We start from the raw sequence: 14532 nt of genomic DNA, 5'->3' as shown, positions 1-14532 counted from the left end.
ATTCACCTGCTCCCTGGAGGCACCACCGGCCCGGAGCGCCCCTGGCAGCCGTGCAGAAGCCCGCGCAGCCACATCTTGAAATATTGCCAGCGTCCGGGTACCAAGGTGGAGAACACGATGAAACGCTTCAGCTGGCGGAACGTCATATGCGATTTGGACACATGGCCCATCTGGCGCGAGCGGAGCATGAGCACGAAATTGCGGGCCTGATAGTAATGCCGCCACGGCGCATGCCAAGGGATTTCCCGCCCCAGCACCCGCACCACCCTGTCGCCCAGGGTGTGTTCCAGCAGCGCCGCGCACACGCCATAGATCCGGTAGCCCCTGTCCCGGGCGCGCAGGCACCATTCGGTATCCACCCAGTCGATGAAGAAGTCTTCCCGCATCCCGCCGACCGCCTGCAGCACGGGCGCGGGGATCAGGCAGCCGGACGCGATCACATGGTCCACTTCCCATACCTGCCGGGCGTCGGAACACTCCAGCCAGCGCAGCCGCCCCCCGGCCACCACGCTGAAGGGCGTGCGCCCGGTCTCGCGGCGCGGATCGACGTGGCACGCCCCCACGGCCGCGGCCTGGGGGTGCGCGGCCAGCGCTGCCAGCAGGCGGGGCACCATGTCGGGCGCGGGCAGGCTGTCGTCATCCATCAACAGCACATGCGAGGCGCCGAGCGCCAGCGCACGCTCCATGCCCCGGTTCTGCGCCGCGCCAATGCCCTGGTTGTCGCCGAGCCAGATGGCATGCAGGCGCTCGGCAGGCCAGCGGCTCGCCAGCGCACGAAGGCCGTCCCCGGACGCGTTGTCCACCCACACGATGGCGCTCACCTGCTCCAGCAGCCGGTCAAACTGCCGGGCCAGGCGCTGGGGATCGCTGCGGTAGGACACCACCACGGCATGGACGCAGGATGCCGCACTCATCGATGCAAGGCTCCCGCGGCGATGCCCGCGCATTCGGCGTGCATGAGATTCTCATACTGCGCGGCGATCGAGTCCCAGGTGTAGTGCTGCGCCACGATGCCGCGCGCGCGCGCGGCCACGGCCTGCCGCGCGGACGCAGTTAGCGCACGCACCCGCTCCAGGGCCTCGGCCAGCTGCTGGCTCGTCTGGAAATAATGCGCGGCATCTCGCGCCACCTCGCGGTTGAAGGGGTTGTCATGCGCAACGACCACGTTGCCGCAGGCAAGCGCCTCGAGCAGCGAGGGGTTCGTGCCCCCGACCGAATGCCCGTGCACATGGCAGCCTGCCCCCATGCGCAAGCCCGTCAACAGACCCGCGTCGTACACCCCGCCGATGAAGCGCACCTTGTCGCCGGCCAGCGCCAGCAACCGCTTCTGGTACGGGGTCACGGGACGGACATCGCCGACGACCACCAGCGGCCAGTCCCCCCCCCAGCGGGCATGGCCTTCGACGATTTCGAGCACATGGTTCTCGGGCTCGGGCCGCGCCACGACCAGGACATACTCCCCGGTCCGCAGGTTCCAGCGGGACAGATCGTGCGCTGCCCGGGAGGAAACGGCGGGCAGCTCGGCGCCGTAGGCGATGAAGCTGCAAGGAACGCCCCGCGGATAGAGGCGGGCATACCGGTCGGCGATGGCCTGCGCATCCGCCAGCACCCGCGTGGGAGCACGCGACGACACCCACTCCATGGCACGCAGGTAGACCCGTGCCAGGTGTCCCCATTTGCTGCGGGCCCACTCCAGGCCATCGACGTTGAGCCAGACCTTCTGCCCCAGGATTCTGCGGTTCCACCAGCAGGCCCAGGCCGCGCCATAGCCCAGCATGTACAGCAGGTCGTAGCCCTGGCGCGCATCGCGCAGGCAGCGGCAGTCGTAGCCGATGACCGATGCCGCCCCCCAGCGCGGACGCTGCACGTGCCTGATGCGCACCCCTTCGTACCAGGTGTCGGGCAAGCCCTGCCGATCGGCCTCGGCATACACGGTGACCTGATGCCCGCGCCGCACCAGGCGCACGGCCAGCTGCTGCGCAAAGGTCTCGAAGCCGCCATAGCCCGCGGGAATGCCGCGCGTGCCGAGCAGGGCGACCCTCAGCGCCCTGCCCGCCTGCCCGCCGGACGCCGGTGCCGCGCTCACATGCAAAGCTCTGCCTCGGCCAGAGGCTTGCCCGCCTGATCCTTGGCGGACAGCACCGGCTCGCCCGCATAGGGCCACGCGATGGCCAGCTGCGCATCGTTCCACGCGATGCAACGCTCATGCTGCGGCGCGTAATAGTCGGTGGTCTTGTAGAGGAAATCCGCCGACTCGCTGAGCACCACGAAGCCGTGCGCAAAGCCCGGCGGCACCCACAGCTGGCGCTGGTTGTCCTCGGAAAGTTCCGCGCCCACCCAGCGTCCGAAGGTGGGGGAGTTTCTGCGGATGTCCACCGCCACGTCCCACACCGCGCCGCGCACCACGCGCACGAGCTTGCCCTGGGGCTGCTGCACCTGGTAGTGCAGGCCGCGCAGCACGCCGCGGCCGGAGCGGCTGTGGTTGTCCTGCACGAACTGGAAATTGGTGCCGGTGGCCTCGTCGAAGGCCTTCTGGTTGAAGCTCTCGAAGAAGAAGCCGCGCGCGTCACCGAACACCTTGGGTTCGATCAGCACCACGTCAGGAATGGCCAAAGGGGTGGCTTTCATCAAAACACCTTGTGGCGGAGCAGTTGCAACAAGTACTGGCCGTAGCGGTTCTTGGCCAGGGGCTGGGCGAGTTTTTCCAGTTGGACGGCATCGATCCAGCCGCTGCGCCAGGCGATCTCTTCCGGGCAGGCCACTTTCAGGCCCTGGCGGTTTTCCAGCGTGGCGATGAACTGGCTGGCGTCGAGCAGGCTCTCGTGCGTGCCGGTGTCGAGCCAGGCGTAGCCGCGGCCCATGGTCTGCACGGTGAGCCTGCCCTGCTCCAGGTAGGCCTGGTTGACGCTGGTGATCTCCAGCTCGCCACGGGCGCTGGGCTTGACGGCCTTGGCGATGTCGACCACCTTGCCGTCGTAGAAGTACAGGCCCGTGACCGCGTAGTTGGATTGCGGCGCCTGGGGCTTTTCCTCGATGCTGGTGGCCTTTCCCGCCGCGTCGAAGGCAACCACGCCGTAGCGCTCCGGATCCTGGACGTGGTAGGCGAACACGGTGGCGCCGCTGGCCCGGGCGTTGGCGGTCTGCAGCAGGGGCTGGAGGTCGTGCCCGTAGAAAATGTTGTCGCCCAGCACCAGGGCGCTGGGGCTGCCCGCCAGGAACTGCTCGCCGATCAGGAAGGCCTGCGCAAGCCCATCGGGGCTGGGCTGCACGGCGTACTGCAGGTTCACGCCCCACTGGCCGCCGTCGCCCAGCAATTGCTCGAAGCGCGGAGTGTCCTGCGGCGTGCTGATGACGAGGATGTCGCGGATGCCCGCGAGCATCAGGGTGCTGAGCGGGTAGTAGACCATGGGCTTGTCGTACACCGGCAGCAGCTGCTTGCTGATCGCCAGCGTGGCCGGGTGCAGCCGGGTGCCGGAGCCGCCGGCGAGGATGATGCCCTTGCGTGTGGGTGCTGTCATTGCGGTGCGATCAGAGAATTTCAGTGAGCATGCGCGCCACGCCCTGCTCCCAGGGCGGGAGCCGGAGGCCGAAGGCGGCCTGCAGCCTGGCGTTGTCCAGGCGCGAGTTGTGCGGGCGCCTGGCCGGCGTGGGGAAGGCGCTGGTGGGCACGGGCGCAATCTCTTTTGCTATTATATTAATAGCTGATTGCGCTTGCCTGGCATGCTCTACAACGTATTTTGCATAGGAATGCCAGGTGGTTTCCCCGCCGGCCACGCAGTGGTACAGGCCGCCGTCCTGCGGGCGCTGCTGCAGGTGGCGGATGGCGTGGGCCGTCACGTCGGCCAGCAGGTCGGCCCCGGTGGGGGCGCCCCACTGGTCGTCGATCACCGTCAGGCGTTCGCGCTCCTGCGCGAGGCGCAGCATGGTCTTGGCGAAGTTGCCGCCGCGCGCGGCGTAGACCCAGCTGGTGCGCAATATCAGGTGGCGGCAGCCCGATTGCTGGATCAGGCGTTCGCCCTCCAGCTTGGTGGCGCCGTAGACGGACAGGGGCGCGGGGGCATCGGTTTCGCGCCAGGGGCGGCTGCCGCTGCCGTCGAAGACGTAGTCGGTGCTGTAGTGGACGAGCCAGGCGCCCAGCCTGGCGGCCTCTTCGGCGAGCACGCCGGGGGTGGTGGCGTTGAGCAGGCGGGCGCGCTCGGGCTCGCTCTCGGCCTTGTCCACGGCGGTGTGGGCGGCGGCGTTGACGATGACGTCGGGGCACAGGGCACGCACGGCCTGCGCCACGGCCTGGGGCTGGGTGAAGTCGGCTTCGTCATGACCCAGGGCCGTGACCTGGCCCAGCACGGCCAGGCTGCGCTGCAGTTCCCAGCCGACCTGGCCGTTCTTGCCAAGTAGCAGGATGTTCATGCGGATGCGTATTGCTTGGCGACCCAGTCGCGGTAGGCGCCGCTCTGCACCTGCTGCACCCACTGCGGGTTGTCCAGGTACCACTGCACGGTCTTGCGGATGCCGGTCTCGAAGGTCTCGGCCGGGCGCCAGGCGAGTTCGCGTTCGATCTTGCGCGCGTCGATGGCGTAGCGTCGGTCGTGGCCGGGGCGGTCCTGCACGTAGGTGATCTGCGTGGCGTAGCTCTGGCCGTCGGCGCGCGGGCGCAGTTCGTCGAGCAGCGCGCAGACGGTCTTGACGATCTCGATGTTGGGCTTTTCGTTCCAGCCGCCTACGTTGTAGGTCTCGCCCAGCCGGCCCGCCTGCAGCACGCGCCGGATGGCGCTGCAGTGGTCCTTGACGTACAGCCAGTCCCGGATCTGCATGCCGTCGCCATACACGGGCAGGCTCTTGCCTGCCAGGGCGTTGACGATCATCAGCGGGATGAGCTTTTCCGGAAAGTGCAGCGGGCCGTAGTTGTTGCTGCAGTTGGTGGTGAGTACCGGCAGGCCGTAGGTGTGGTGCCAGGCGCGCACCAGGTGGTCACTGGCCGCCTTGCTGGCGGAGTACGGGCTGTTGGGCTCGTAGTTGTGCTCTTCGGTGAAGGCCGCAGCAGCCGGCGCCAGACTGCCATAGACCTCGTCGGTGCTCACGTGCAGGAAGCGGAATGCTTCTTTTTGTGTAGCTGGCAGCGCTTGCCAGTAGTGCCTTACGGCCTCCAAAAGCCTGAAGGTGCCGACGACGTTGGTCTGGATGAAGTCCTCGGGGCCGTGGATGGAGCGGTCTACGTGGGATTCGGCGGCGAAGTTGATCACGGCGCGTGGCTGGTGCTCGGCCAGCAGACGGTCCAACAGCGTGCGGTCACCGATGTCGCCCTGCACGAACACGTGGCGGGCATCGCCCTGCAGGCTGTCCAGGTTGTGCAGGTTGCCCGCGTAGGTAAGCTTGTCCAGGTTCACCACCGGCTCGTCACCGACAGCCAGCCAGTCGAGCACAAAGTTGGCGCCAATGAAGCCTGCGCCGCCTGTTACCAGAATCATGGGGTGAAAATCCTTCGCAGTTCTGCCTGCAGCGTGCCTGCGGGCCAAAACCTTGAATTATCCCATCGGCATACACCCGCATGTAACAAACTCCCATGGCGCGATTTAGGGCGCTGCACCTACATGCGCACGCTGGAGGCCCACCACAATCACCACTCCGGCCAATGCACAAGGAGTCTCCTATGCCCCACGTTCCTCCCGATGACGACACCGACCCCGCGCGCGAACTCCCACGCATGGCCCGGGAGTCCGCACAGCAAATCTGGCTGGCTGGCCTGGGCGCCTTTGCCAAGGCCCAGGCCGAGGGCGGCAAGGTCTTTGAGGCCCTGGTGCGCGAGGGCATGGCACTGCAGCGCAAAACCCAAGACACCGCCCAGGAGCATTGGGGCGAGGCCGCGCAGCGCATGGGGCAGATGGCCTCGGGACTGGGCGAGCGCGCCGCCGGCCAGTGGGACCGGCTGGAGGGCATCTTCGAGGAGCGCGTGTCCAAAGCCCTGCAGCGCCTCGGCGTACCCACCGCACAGGAGGTGCAGGCCCTGCACGAGCGCATCGACGCCCTCACGCAGGAATTGCAAGCGTTGCAGGAGCGCCAAGCCGACCGCGATGGCGTGACAACCGCGCCGCCGCCGTCGCGCCCATCCACCCGCGAGGGTTGAACGACCCTCCGCATCAACCCGGCTGTGCACCCGCGGGCGACTGGAGTAGATTTCCGGAGCACGACAACGCCCCCGATGGGAGGAGACAGCCCATGGCGAAGAAAGCTCCCCGCCGCACCGCCGAGCGCATCCTGGAGTCCAGCCTGGCGCTGTTCAACCGCTTTGGCGAGCCCAACGTCTCCACCACGGCCATCGCCGCGGACCTGCACATCAGCGCTGGCAACCTCTATTACCACTACCCTGCCAAGGACGAGATCGTCAACGCGCTCTTCGCGCGCTACGACGAGGCGCTGAGCGGCCTGCTGCACGCGGGTGCGGACGTGCAGGACGTGGAGGACGCGTGGTTCTTCATGCACACGCTGTTCGAGTTGATCTGGCAGTACCGCTTCTTCTACCGCGACCTGAACAACCTGCTGTCGTGCAACCGCCGGCTGGAAGAGCAATTCCCCGTGCTGCTACAGGCCAAGACCGCCGCCATGCACGATCTCCTGCAGGCATTGCGGCGCCGTGGCGCCTTGCAGATGGAACCGGCGGACGCCATGCAGCCTACCGCGACCAGCATGGTGGTGGTGCTGACCTACTGGCTCAGCTTCGAGTATGTGCGCGCTCCGCGCCAGGCGCTGGAACCCGAGAGCGCGCAGGCTGCGCTGCTGCACGGCGCGCGGCATGTGCTGGGGCTGCTCATGCCCTACCTGGAGCCCACCCAGCGTGCGCACCTGGCGCGGCTGGTCGGGGCCTACGACCAGGCCGGTTAACACCCGCGCTGGCGGGCCGTGTCAGGCCGGCAGCTCGGCAAACCGGCGCGCCGCGATCTCCAGCAGGCCGTCAAAAATCAGGTTTTCCACCAACTCGAACGGGCGCGTCATGCTTGGCGCCATCTTCCAGCCCGCACCGCCGGTCATCATGCAGGCGGGTTCCTGCCCGCAGTGCTGCCGCAGGTGCTGGTACATGCGCTCCACCGCGCCGGCAATGGCATAGGTGCCGCCGCTGGTCAGCGCATCGCTGGTGTTGGATGGGAACAGGCGCACCTCGCCCGTGGGCACGTGCAGCCCCGCGGTGCCGGACTCCAGCGCGCGCAGCATAATGCCGTGGCCGGGCAGGATCAGGCCGCCCAGGAAGCGGCCCTCCGCGTCCAGGGCCTCCACCGTCACGGCGGTGCCCACCATCACCACGATCAGCGGCCGCGCGGGCCCCTGGGCCAGCAGGCGGTGGCGCGCACCGATCATGGCCACCCAGCGGTCCGCGCCCAGGCGGGTGGGATGGTCGTAGCCGTTGATGACGCCGGCTTCCTGCGCCGACGGCACCACCCAGCGCGCGGGCACATCCCACAGCTCCATCTGCTCGGCCACGCGGCGCTTGACCGCGTCGCCCGCCACCACGCAGCCCAGCATATGCCGGGGCGCAGGCAGGTGGGACCACGGGCCCTCGGCCAGACGTTCGATATGGTCCAGGAATTCAGCGCCATGGGCCAGCAGGCCGGCACCGGGCTGCGCTGCGTCGAACAACGCCCACTTGAGACGGGTGTTGCCCGCGTCGATGGCCAGGAAAGTCATGGCGCGGATTATCCGTTTTTTGCCTTTGCCTCCCGCAGAGCGCCGTAAATGCACGCGCGGCCGCCGGCGCGGGCGTTTTTCCGACATGGCGGTGCCGGACAGTACGGCTATAGTGGTCCCGACCGTTTCTGCAACCCCCAGAAGGAGAGAAAGCCATGGGTCTTTTCAGTTTCATCAAGGAAGCCGGCGAGAAGCTGTTTGGCGGCAAGGACGCGCAGGCTTCCACAGCTGCCGCGCCCACGCAGGCCGAGCTCAACGACAAGGCGGGCAAGGCGATCGAGGCCTACATCGCGTCGCAGAACCTGGGCGTGAGCGACGTGCAAGTCCACTTCGAAGGCCCCGAGGGCAAGGTGACGGTGAAGGGCACCGCACCTACGCAGGCGGCGAAGGAAAAGGTCACCCTGTGCTGCGGCAACGTGGCCAGCGTAACCAGCGTGGACAACCAGATGAGCGTGACCAACCCCGAGCCCGAAGCGCAGTACCACGACGTGGTGCGCGGCGACACGCTGAGCGCCATCGCCAAGAAGTTCTATGGCGACGCCAACAAGTACCCGGTGATCTTCGAGGCCAACAAGCCCATGCTGACCCACCCCGACAAGATCTACCCCGGCCAGAAGCTGCGCATTCCACCGCTGGCCAAGTAAGCCCCGGCAATCTCAAGCCAAAACGGCTGCCAGCGCTTGCACATCAAGCGCTGGCAGCTATTTTTTTGAGAGCAAAAAACTGCAGCAATCCGCTCAGCCCTGCCGCCACGGCAGGCCGCGAAAGCGCCAGCCGCTGCGCCGGTTGCGCTGGCCGTTCTCGTCCGGCTCACCCTCGAAGCCTTCCAGGATGTTGTAGGCCTTGATGCCCAGCTCGGTCGCACGGCGCGCCGCAGCCACCGAGCGCACGCCGCTGCGGCACAGCAGCACCGCCGTGCCACCGGGCGGCACCGCCGCGCGCAACTGCGCGTCAAAATCGGCATTGGGCTGCATGCCGGGCCATTGCTTCCAGGCCGCGGCCACGGCGCCGGGCACGAAGCCCACCCAGTCGCGCTCGGCATCGGTGCGCACGTCCACCAGCACCGCCTGGCCGGCGCGCACCCATTGCCACGCCAGCGGCGGGCTCACGTCGCCGGCGTAGCCCTCGGCGGGCAGGGGTTGCTCAGAAGCGTGGAGGTCGGGCGTGGGCGTGTTCATGGCGGCCATTCTGGCAGACCATGGCCGCCGCGCGCCCATCAGTCCCAGGGCGGCGCGGGCTGCTCGCGCAGGCTGCGGCGCAGCGCGGCGTAGTCGGGCACCACGGTGGCCACGGTGTCCCAGAAGCGCGGGCTGTGGTCCATCACGCGCAGGTGCGACAGCTCGTGCGCGACCACGTAGTCGATGATGGCCGGGCGGTAGTGCATGAGCCGCCAGTTCAGCCGGATGGAGCCGTCGGCCCGCGCGCTGCCCCAGCGGGTGTTGGCGCTGGACAGGCGCAGCCGCGTCCAGCGCACATCCAGCAGCGGCGCGAAGTGGTGCAGCCGCTCGGTGAAGCAGCGGCGCGCATCGCGCATCAGCCAGGCCTGCACCGCGTCGCGCACCTGGGCGGGCGCGGCGCTGCGCGCCAGGGCGATGCGCAGCGCGCGACCGGTTGCGCCGCCCTGCTCCTCAAGCGCTCCACCGCGCGCGGCGAAGCCGTGCGTGGGGTCCAGCACCACGGTGAGCGGCTCGCCCAGGTAGGGCAGCACGGCGCCGTCGCCCCAGACGATGCGCGCACGCTCTTCCTGCTGGCGGCGCGCCTGCTGCTCGCCAAGCTTGCGCAGGATCCACGGCGCCTTGTCGCGCAGCGCGGCATCCACGCCCGCCAGCGTGACCCAGGAGGGCGCGCGCACGGACAGGCCTTCGGGCCCCACGGTGAAGCCGATGGAACGCCGGCGCGCACGCTGCAGCGCATAGGCCACCACCGCGTCGCCCAGCAGCACCTCGCGGCTGGCCTCCGGGTGGCGGAACACGGCGGGCGTGAGCAGATCGCCCAGCGGTGGCGCTGGCGCTACTAATAAAGAAGCTTCTGGCGCTTGCTGGACGGGCGCTATCGCCCGTTTCGGCTGTGGCACCCCGGAATCCGGGCTGCTCCCGCCGCCCAGGAAGTCCAGTGCCAGCTGCACTAACCGCTGCATGTCAGCCGGCGGCGGGGGGGTAGGCGTCGGGGTCCAGGCGGCGCATCTCGCCCTCGATCCAGGCCTCGACCTCGCGCATCAGCTCGTCAGGCTTGCGCCCCTCGGTGGGGATGGGCCGGCCGACGGACACGTGCACCACCCCCGGGCGCTTGATGAAGGCCTTGCGCGGCCAGACCGTGGCCGAGGTCACGGCGATCGGAACCACGGGCACGCCGGCGTCGATGGCCAGGCGCGTGCCGCCGCTCTTGTACTCGCCCTTGGCGCCGCGTTCCGTGCGCGTGCCCTCGGGAAACATGATGACCCAGGTGCCCTTGGCCAACAGGCGGCGGCCTTGCTGCAGCACCTTGGCGAAGGCGCGGGCGCGCTGGCCGCGGTCGATGTGGATCATGTCCAGGCTGCCGATGGACCAGCCGAAGAACGGCACGGAAAGCAGTTCCTTCTTGAACACATAGGCGAGGGGGTGCGGCATGATGGCCGGCATCAGGAAGGTCTCGTAGGTGGACTGGTGCTTGACCAGCAGCACCGCGCCCTGCTGCTCGCCCTGGGGCAGGTGCTCCATGCCGGTGATCTGCGTGCGGATGCCCAGCAGCCAGCGCGCCGAATCGATGCACAGCTTCAGCCAGGCGCGCGCCACGCGGTAGCGCGCCGCCGGGCTGCCGCCCAGCACACGCACCAGCAGGATGCCCAGGGTGTAGGGGACTACGGTGACGACCATCACCAGCAGATGAAGAATGGAGCGGATCAGTGCCATGAAGCAGTTTTCAGTGTTTTTGGCCTCTAGCGCCCATGTAGTAAGCGCCAGCAGCTATCAATTCAATAGTCTTCGCATCACAGGGCCACGGGCAGGCTGGCGCCGTTCTGCGGGGCGATGAAATCCGCCAGCGCGCCCAGGCTGGCATGGGCGCGCGTGCCGGCGGGCCAGCCGGGCGGCAGGCTCTGGCGCGGGTCCAGGTGGGCCGAGCGACCGGTGCAGACCATGTGCAGTTGCGCGCCCAGCTCGCTCGCCGCCTGCAGGTGGGCCGCACTGCTGCCCGCCACCAGAATCTCCTGCCCCTCCGCGCCGTAGCGATCGCGGATCTGCTCCATCAGGCCCGGAGCGGGCTTGCGGCAGTGGCATTGCTCGCTCTCGGTGTGAGGGCAGTAGAACACCGCGTCGATGCGCCCACCCAGCGTGGCCAGCTGCCGGTGCATCTTCGCGTGGATGGCCACCAGGGTCTGCGCATCGAAGAGGCCGCGGCCCAGGCCCGGCTGGTTGGTGGCCACCACCACATGCCAGCCCGCGTGGTTCAGCCGCGCCACGGCCTCCAGCGCGCCAGGCACCGGCACCCATTCGTCGGGCGAAGCGATGAAGCCATCGCCCAGCGCGTTGAGCGTTCCGTCTCGGTCCAGGATGGCGAGTTTCATGGCGCGATTATCAAAGCAACGCTGCCGCGCCGCCCGCGTCCGCCGTCACCGGCGTAACGGTCCAGGCCCCACAGCCGCGCACGGTCACACCGCCAGGCGCGAGAGGTCGGCCACGCGGTTCATCGCCATGTGCAGCTTCTTGAGCAGGCCCTGGCGGTTCAGGCGCAACGCCAGTTCCTCGGCATTGACCATCACGTCGTCGAAGAACGCGTCCACGGGCGCGCGCAGCACGGCCAGGGTTTGCAGGCTGGCGGTGTAGTCGCCGCTGTCGAACTGGGCGTTGGCCTCGGGCACGAAGCGCTGCAGCGCGGCGTACAGGTCCTTCTCGGCGGGCTCTTGCAGCAGTTCCTCATTCACGTGCGGATCCACCTCGCCGGCCTTCTTCAGGATGTTGGTCACGCGCTTGTTGGCAGCGGCCAGCGCGGGCGCTTCTTCCAGTTGGGTGAAAGCACGCACGGCCTCCAACTGGCGGGGCACCAGGGCCAGGCGCTGCGGGCGCAGGGCGATGACGGCGTCCACCTCCTGGGCGCTGTAGCCCTGCTCGCGCAGGGAGCCAGCCAGGCGGTCGTAGATGAAGTCGGCCAACTGGGCGCTGGTGTCCTCGATCTTATCGCCGAAAGCCGGCACGGCGCTGGCCAGCAGCGCATCCAGATCCAGCGGCAGCTCCTTCTCGACCAGCATGCGGATCACGCCCAGCGCATGGCGGCGCAGCGCAAACGGGTCGCGGTCGCCCGTGGGCAGGTTGCCAATGCCGAACATGCCCACCAGCGTCTCCAGCTTGTCGGCCAGCGCGACGACCACGCCCACGTTCTCGCGCGGCAGCGCGTCGCCGGCAAAGCGCGGCTTGTAATGGTCCTCGATGGCGTGCGCCACCTCGTCGGGCAGGCCGTCGCTCACCGCGTAGTAGCCGCCCATGATGCCCTGCAGCTCGGGGAACTCGCCCACCATGTCGGTGACCAGGTCGGCCTTGGCCAGCAGCGCGGCGTTGTCCACGCAGGTCAGCAGATAGTCCTGCGCGATCTCGCCTTCCTGGGAGTCCAGCGCCGCGTTGCCTTGCGCAAGCGCCGTGAACAGCTGCGTGGCGATGGCCTTGGCGATATGGCGCACCCGCTCCACACGTTCGCCCTGCGTGCCCAGCTTGTTGTGGTAGACCACCTTGGCCAGCTGGTCCACGCGGCTGACCAGGGTCTTCTTGCGGTCCTGATCGAAGAAAAACTTGGCATCCGCCAGGCGCGGGCGCACCACGCGCTCGTTGCCCTGGATGACGGCGCTGGCGTCCTGCGGGCTGATGTTGCTCACCACCAGGAACTGGTGGGTGAGCTTGCCCTCGGCATCCAGCAGCGGGAAGTACTTCTGGTTGGCCTTCATGGTGAGGATCAGGCACTCCTGCGGCACGGCGAGGAACTCCTTCTCGAATTCGCAGACCAGCACGTTGGGGCGCTCGACCAGCGCCGTCACTTCGTCCAGCAGGGCGGCGTCTTCGATCGGCCGCACGCCACCGCCTACACGGTCGGCGGCCGCCTGCAGCTGGCGCGCGATCTCGGCGCGGCGCTCGGCAAAGCTAGCAATCACCGCGCCTTCGCTGCGCAGTTGCTCGGCGTAGCTGTCGGCGCTCTGGATCACGACCGGGTCCACGGAGGCCTCGAAGCGGTGGCCGTGCGTGGTGTTGCCGGCCGTCAGGCCCAGGGCCTGCACGCCCACCAGCACCTCGCTGCCATGCAGCGCCACCAGGCCGTGCGCCGGGCGCACGAAATGCACGCTGGTCCAGCCGTCCTGCAGCTGGTAGCGCATCACCTTCGGGATCGGCAGCTTGGCAATGGCTTCGTCCAGCGCCTTCTGCAGGCCGTCGGCCAGCAGCGCGCCCTTGGCCATGCTTTCAAAGAACAGCACCTCGGCCTTGCCGTCGTGCACGCGCTTGAGCTGCGGCACGCTGGCGGCGTCGGCGCCCAGCGCGGTCAGCTTCTTGAGCAGCGCCGGCGTGGGCTGGCCGCTCGCATCCAGACCCACGGCCACGGGCATGAGCTTTTGCGACACCGCCTTGTCGGCCGCGGCGGGCAGCACTTCGGTGATGTGCGCCGCCAGCCGGCGCGGCGAGGCAAAGGCGGTGAGCTGCGAATGTGCCGAGGTCAGGCCCTGCGCCTGCAGTTGCTCCAGCAGCACGCCCGCGAAGGCATCGCCGAGCTTTTGCAACGCCTTCGGGGGCAGTTCTTCGACAAACAGTTCGACAAGAAGATTCTGGTGATTCATGGTGTGTTTCTCGCTGCGCGGCGCGTGCGCTCAGGCGGCCTTCTTGTTCTGTTGTTCCGCGGCCTTGGCCAGCTCGGCCAGCACCTCGTCGGCATGCGCCTTGGGCGCCATGGGGAAGCCCAGGCGCGCACGGCTGTCCAGGTAGGCCTTGGCTACGGCGCGCGCCAGGTTGCGGATGCGGCCGATGTAGGCGGCGCGCTCGGTCACGGAGATCGCCCCGCGCGCATCCAGCAGGTTGAACGTGTGCGCCGCCTTGAGCACCTGCTCGTAGGCCGGCAGCGCGAGCTGCTCGCCCATCAGGTGGTTGGCCTGCTTCTCATGGGCGCCGAAGGCGGTGAAGAGAAACTCGGCGTCGGAATGCTCGAAGTTGTAGGTGGACTGCTCCACCTCGTTCTGGTGGTACACGTCGCCATAGGTCAATTTCGCGCCATTCGGGCCCTCGGTCCAGGTCAGGTTGTAGACGTTGTCCACGCCCTGCAGGTACATGGCCAGGCGCTCCAGGCCGTAAGTGATCTCGCCCGTGGCGGGCTTGCAGTCGATGCCGCCGACCTGCTGGAAATAGGTGAACTGCGTCACCTCCATGCCGTTGAGCCACACCTCCCAGCCCAGGCCCCAGGCGCCCAGCGTGGGGTTCTCCCAGTCGTCCTCGACGAAGCGGATGTCGTTCTTCTTGAGGTCAAAGCCCAGGGCTTCGAGCGAGCCCAGGTACAGCTCCAGGATGTTGTCGGGCGCGGGCTTGAGCACCACCTGGTACTGGTAGTAATGCTGCAGGCGGTTGGGGTTCTCGCCATAGCGGCCGTCCTTGGGGCGGCGGCTGGGCTGCACGTAGGCGGCCTTCCAGGGCTCCGGGCCCAGAGCTCTCAAAAACGTAGCTGTATGCGACGTACCGGCGCCCACTTCCATGTCATAGGGCTGCAAGAGTGCGCAACCCTGGTCGGCCCAGTAGGACTGCAGTTTGAGGATGATTTGTTGGAATGTCAGCATGGCTGTGTGTCTGAGAGAGCGGGCGCGCTCGCACGCGCGAACCGGCAATTTTAGGCGTCCAAGCAAAACGGGGGCCGCAGCCCCCG

At 68.1% G+C, this 14532-nt stretch carries 17 protein-coding genes; 4 read left to right on the top strand and 13 right to left on the bottom strand.

Translation table 11 applies throughout. The annotated features are described in order from the left end of the window. Nucleotides 1-2: 2 nt before the first annotated feature. From OX89_RS07150 to rfbB, 6 genes are read right to left on the bottom strand one after another with little or no spacing between them, the layout of a single operon-like run. Nucleotides 3-914 carry a glycosyltransferase family 2 protein gene (locus tag OX89_RS07150; RefSeq protein WP_013721359.1) on the bottom strand — a complete coding sequence of 304 codons (912 nt, stop codon included), beginning with the start codon at nucleotides 912-914 and terminating at the stop codon, nucleotides 3-5. Continuing rightward, the gene (locus OX89_RS07145) at nucleotides 911-2086 is read right to left on the bottom strand and encodes a DUF1972 domain-containing protein (RefSeq protein ID WP_234305519.1); all 1176 of its coding nucleotides are present in this window, start codon (nucleotides 2084-2086) and stop codon (nucleotides 911-913) included. Before OX89_RS07145 ends, OX89_RS07150 begins: the two co-directional genes overlap by 4 nt. Next, a complete protein-coding gene (gene rfbC, locus OX89_RS07140) occupies nucleotides 2083-2628 on the bottom strand; it encodes a dTDP-4-dehydrorhamnose 3,5-epimerase (RefSeq protein WP_047350089.1) in 546 nt (181 codons plus the stop codon). Before rfbC ends, OX89_RS07145 begins: the two co-directional genes overlap by 4 nt. Then, on the bottom strand, nucleotides 2628-3518 hold the full coding sequence (gene rfbA, locus OX89_RS07135; protein ID WP_047350088.1) for a glucose-1-phosphate thymidylyltransferase RfbA: 891 nt from the start codon (nucleotides 3516-3518) through the stop codon (nucleotides 2628-2630). The genes rfbC and rfbA overlap by 1 nt, the downstream gene beginning before the upstream one ends. Before the next feature lie 10 nt (nucleotides 3519-3528). Continuing rightward, complete coding sequence (rfbD, locus tag OX89_RS07130) at nucleotides 3529-4407, bottom strand: dTDP-4-dehydrorhamnose reductase (RefSeq protein WP_047350087.1); 879 nt, start codon at nucleotides 4405-4407, stop codon at nucleotides 3529-3531. Continuing rightward, nucleotides 4404-5465, bottom strand: a complete 1062-nt coding sequence (gene rfbB / locus OX89_RS07125; RefSeq protein WP_047350086.1) for a dTDP-glucose 4,6-dehydratase — start codon at nucleotides 5463-5465, stop codon at nucleotides 4404-4406. Before rfbB ends, rfbD begins: the two co-directional genes overlap by 4 nt. A 182-nt stretch (nucleotides 5466-5647) precedes the next feature. On the opposite strand from rfbB, the gene OX89_RS07120 reads away from it, so the two are divergent. After that, nucleotides 5648-6121: a phasin family protein gene (locus OX89_RS07120; RefSeq protein WP_047350085.1), complete on the top strand. Its 474-nt coding sequence runs from the start codon at nucleotides 5648-5650 to the stop codon at nucleotides 6119-6121. A 92-nt stretch (nucleotides 6122-6213) separates the two neighbouring features. Then, nucleotides 6214-6876 carry a TetR/AcrR family transcriptional regulator gene (locus tag OX89_RS07115; protein ID WP_047350084.1) on the top strand — a complete coding sequence of 221 codons (663 nt, stop codon included), beginning with the start codon at nucleotides 6214-6216 and terminating at the stop codon, nucleotides 6874-6876. 21 nt (nucleotides 6877-6897) lie between these two features. Here OX89_RS07115 and OX89_RS07110 read toward each other — a convergent pair whose 3' ends face one another. Beyond that, nucleotides 6898-7674 carry a type III pantothenate kinase gene (locus OX89_RS07110; RefSeq protein ID WP_047350083.1) on the bottom strand — a complete coding sequence of 259 codons (777 nt, stop codon included), beginning with the start codon at nucleotides 7672-7674 and terminating at the stop codon, nucleotides 6898-6900. 155 nt (nucleotides 7675-7829) lie between these two features. Between OX89_RS07110 and lysM the strand changes: the two genes are divergently transcribed. Beyond that, nucleotides 7830-8318: a peptidoglycan-binding protein LysM gene (lysM, locus tag OX89_RS07105; protein WP_047350082.1), complete on the top strand. Its 489-nt coding sequence runs from the start codon at nucleotides 7830-7832 to the stop codon at nucleotides 8316-8318. Between the two features lie 93 nt (nucleotides 8319-8411). Here the strand turns inward: lysM and OX89_RS07100 are convergent, their stop codons facing one another. From OX89_RS07100 to OX89_RS07090, 3 genes are read right to left on the bottom strand one after another with little or no spacing between them, the layout of a single operon-like run. Next, a complete protein-coding gene (locus OX89_RS07100; protein WP_012655571.1) occupies nucleotides 8412-8861 on the bottom strand; it encodes a rhodanese-like domain-containing protein in 450 nt (149 codons plus the stop codon). 29 nt (nucleotides 8862-8890) lie between these two features. Further along, the gene (locus OX89_RS07095; protein WP_047350081.1) at nucleotides 8891-9811 is read right to left on the bottom strand and encodes a M48 family metallopeptidase; all 921 of its coding nucleotides are present in this window, start codon (nucleotides 9809-9811) and stop codon (nucleotides 8891-8893) included. Between the two features lies 1 nt (nucleotide 9812). After that, on the bottom strand, nucleotides 9813-10562 hold the full coding sequence (locus tag OX89_RS07090; protein ID WP_047350080.1) for a 1-acyl-sn-glycerol-3-phosphate acyltransferase: 750 nt from the start codon (nucleotides 10560-10562) through the stop codon (nucleotides 9813-9815). On the opposite strand from OX89_RS07090, the gene OX89_RS19365 reads away from it, so the two are divergent. Further along, the gene (locus OX89_RS19365) at nucleotides 10543-10683 is read left to right on the top strand and encodes a DUF1010 domain-containing protein (protein WP_353848839.1); all 141 of its coding nucleotides are present in this window, start codon (nucleotides 10543-10545) and stop codon (nucleotides 10681-10683) included. The two genes, OX89_RS07090 and OX89_RS19365, sit on opposite strands and share 20 nt — an antisense overlap. Here the strand turns inward: OX89_RS19365 and gmhB are convergent. From gmhB to glyQ, 3 genes are all read right to left on the bottom strand, one after another. Then, complete coding sequence (gene gmhB / locus OX89_RS07085; protein WP_012655568.1) at nucleotides 10640-11215, bottom strand: D-glycero-beta-D-manno-heptose 1,7-bisphosphate 7-phosphatase; 576 nt, start codon at nucleotides 11213-11215, stop codon at nucleotides 10640-10642. The genes OX89_RS19365 and gmhB overlap by 44 nt on opposite strands. An 84-nt stretch (nucleotides 11216-11299) precedes the next feature. Continuing rightward, nucleotides 11300-13462, bottom strand: a complete 2163-nt coding sequence (gene glyS, locus OX89_RS07080; protein ID WP_047350079.1) for a glycine--tRNA ligase subunit beta — start codon at nucleotides 13460-13462, stop codon at nucleotides 11300-11302. Nucleotides 13463-13492: 30 nt separating this feature from the next. Further along, entirely contained in the window at nucleotides 13493-14446 is a 954-nt protein-coding gene (gene glyQ / locus OX89_RS07075) for a glycine--tRNA ligase subunit alpha (protein ID WP_011803986.1), read from the bottom strand. Nucleotides 14447-14532 lie beyond the last annotated feature (86 nt).

Origin of the sequence: Diaphorobacter sp. J5-51 (genome assembly GCF_001023515.1) — a bacterium.
Classification (GTDB): Bacteria; Pseudomonadota; Gammaproteobacteria; order Burkholderiales; family Burkholderiaceae_C; genus Diaphorobacter; species Diaphorobacter nitroreducens.
This window is presented reverse-complemented; position numbering and strand designations above follow the sequence as displayed.

Bases quoted from the DNA above. Each gene is read 5' to 3' on its own strand.
- gmhB (WP_012655568.1), bottom strand. From the start codon at position 11,215: ATGAAACTCGCCATCCTGGACCGAGACGGAACGCTCAACGCGCTGGGC.
- rfbC (WP_047350089.1), bottom strand. From the start codon at position 2,628: ATGAAAGCCACCCCTTTGGCCATTCCTGACGTGGTGCTGATCGAACCC.
- OX89_RS07095 (WP_047350081.1), bottom strand. From the start codon at position 9,811: ATGCAGCGGTTAGTGCAGCTGGCACTGGACTTCCTGGGCGGCGGGAGC.
- glyS (WP_047350079.1), bottom strand. From the start codon at position 13,462: ATGAATCACCAGAATCTTCTTGTCGAACTGTTTGTCGAAGAACTGCCC.
- OX89_RS07110 (WP_047350083.1), bottom strand. From the start codon at position 7,674: ATGACTTTCCTGGCCATCGACGCGGGCAACACCCGTCTCAAGTGGGCG.
- lysM (WP_047350082.1), top strand. From the start codon at position 7,830: ATGGGTCTTTTCAGTTTCATCAAGGAAGCCGGCGAGAAGCTGTTTGGC.
- rfbD (WP_047350087.1), bottom strand. From the start codon at position 4,407: ATGAACATCCTGCTACTTGGCAAGAACGGCCAGGTCGGCTGGGAACTG.
- OX89_RS07090 (WP_047350080.1), bottom strand. From the start codon at position 10,562: ATGGCACTGATCCGCTCCATTCTTCATCTGCTGGTGATGGTCGTCACC.
- rfbA (WP_047350088.1), bottom strand. From the start codon at position 3,518: ATGACAGCACCCACACGCAAGGGCATCATCCTCGCCGGCGGCTCCGGC.
- OX89_RS07150 (WP_013721359.1), bottom strand. From the start codon at position 914: ATGAGTGCGGCATCCTGCGTCCATGCCGTGGTGGTGTCCTACCGCAGC.
- rfbB (WP_047350086.1), bottom strand. From the start codon at position 5,465: ATGATTCTGGTAACAGGCGGCGCAGGCTTCATTGGCGCCAACTTTGTG.
- OX89_RS07115 (WP_047350084.1), top strand. From the start codon at position 6,214: ATGGCGAAGAAAGCTCCCCGCCGCACCGCCGAGCGCATCCTGGAGTCC.
- OX89_RS07120 (WP_047350085.1), top strand. From the start codon at position 5,648: ATGCCCCACGTTCCTCCCGATGACGACACCGACCCCGCGCGCGAACTC.
- OX89_RS07100 (WP_012655571.1), bottom strand. From the start codon at position 8,861: ATGGCCGCCATGAACACGCCCACGCCCGACCTCCACGCTTCTGAGCAA.
- OX89_RS19365 (WP_353848839.1), top strand. From the start codon at position 10,543: ATGGAGCGGATCAGTGCCATGAAGCAGTTTTCAGTGTTTTTGGCCTCT.
- glyQ (WP_011803986.1), bottom strand. From the start codon at position 14,446: ATGCTGACATTCCAACAAATCATCCTCAAACTGCAGTCCTACTGGGCC.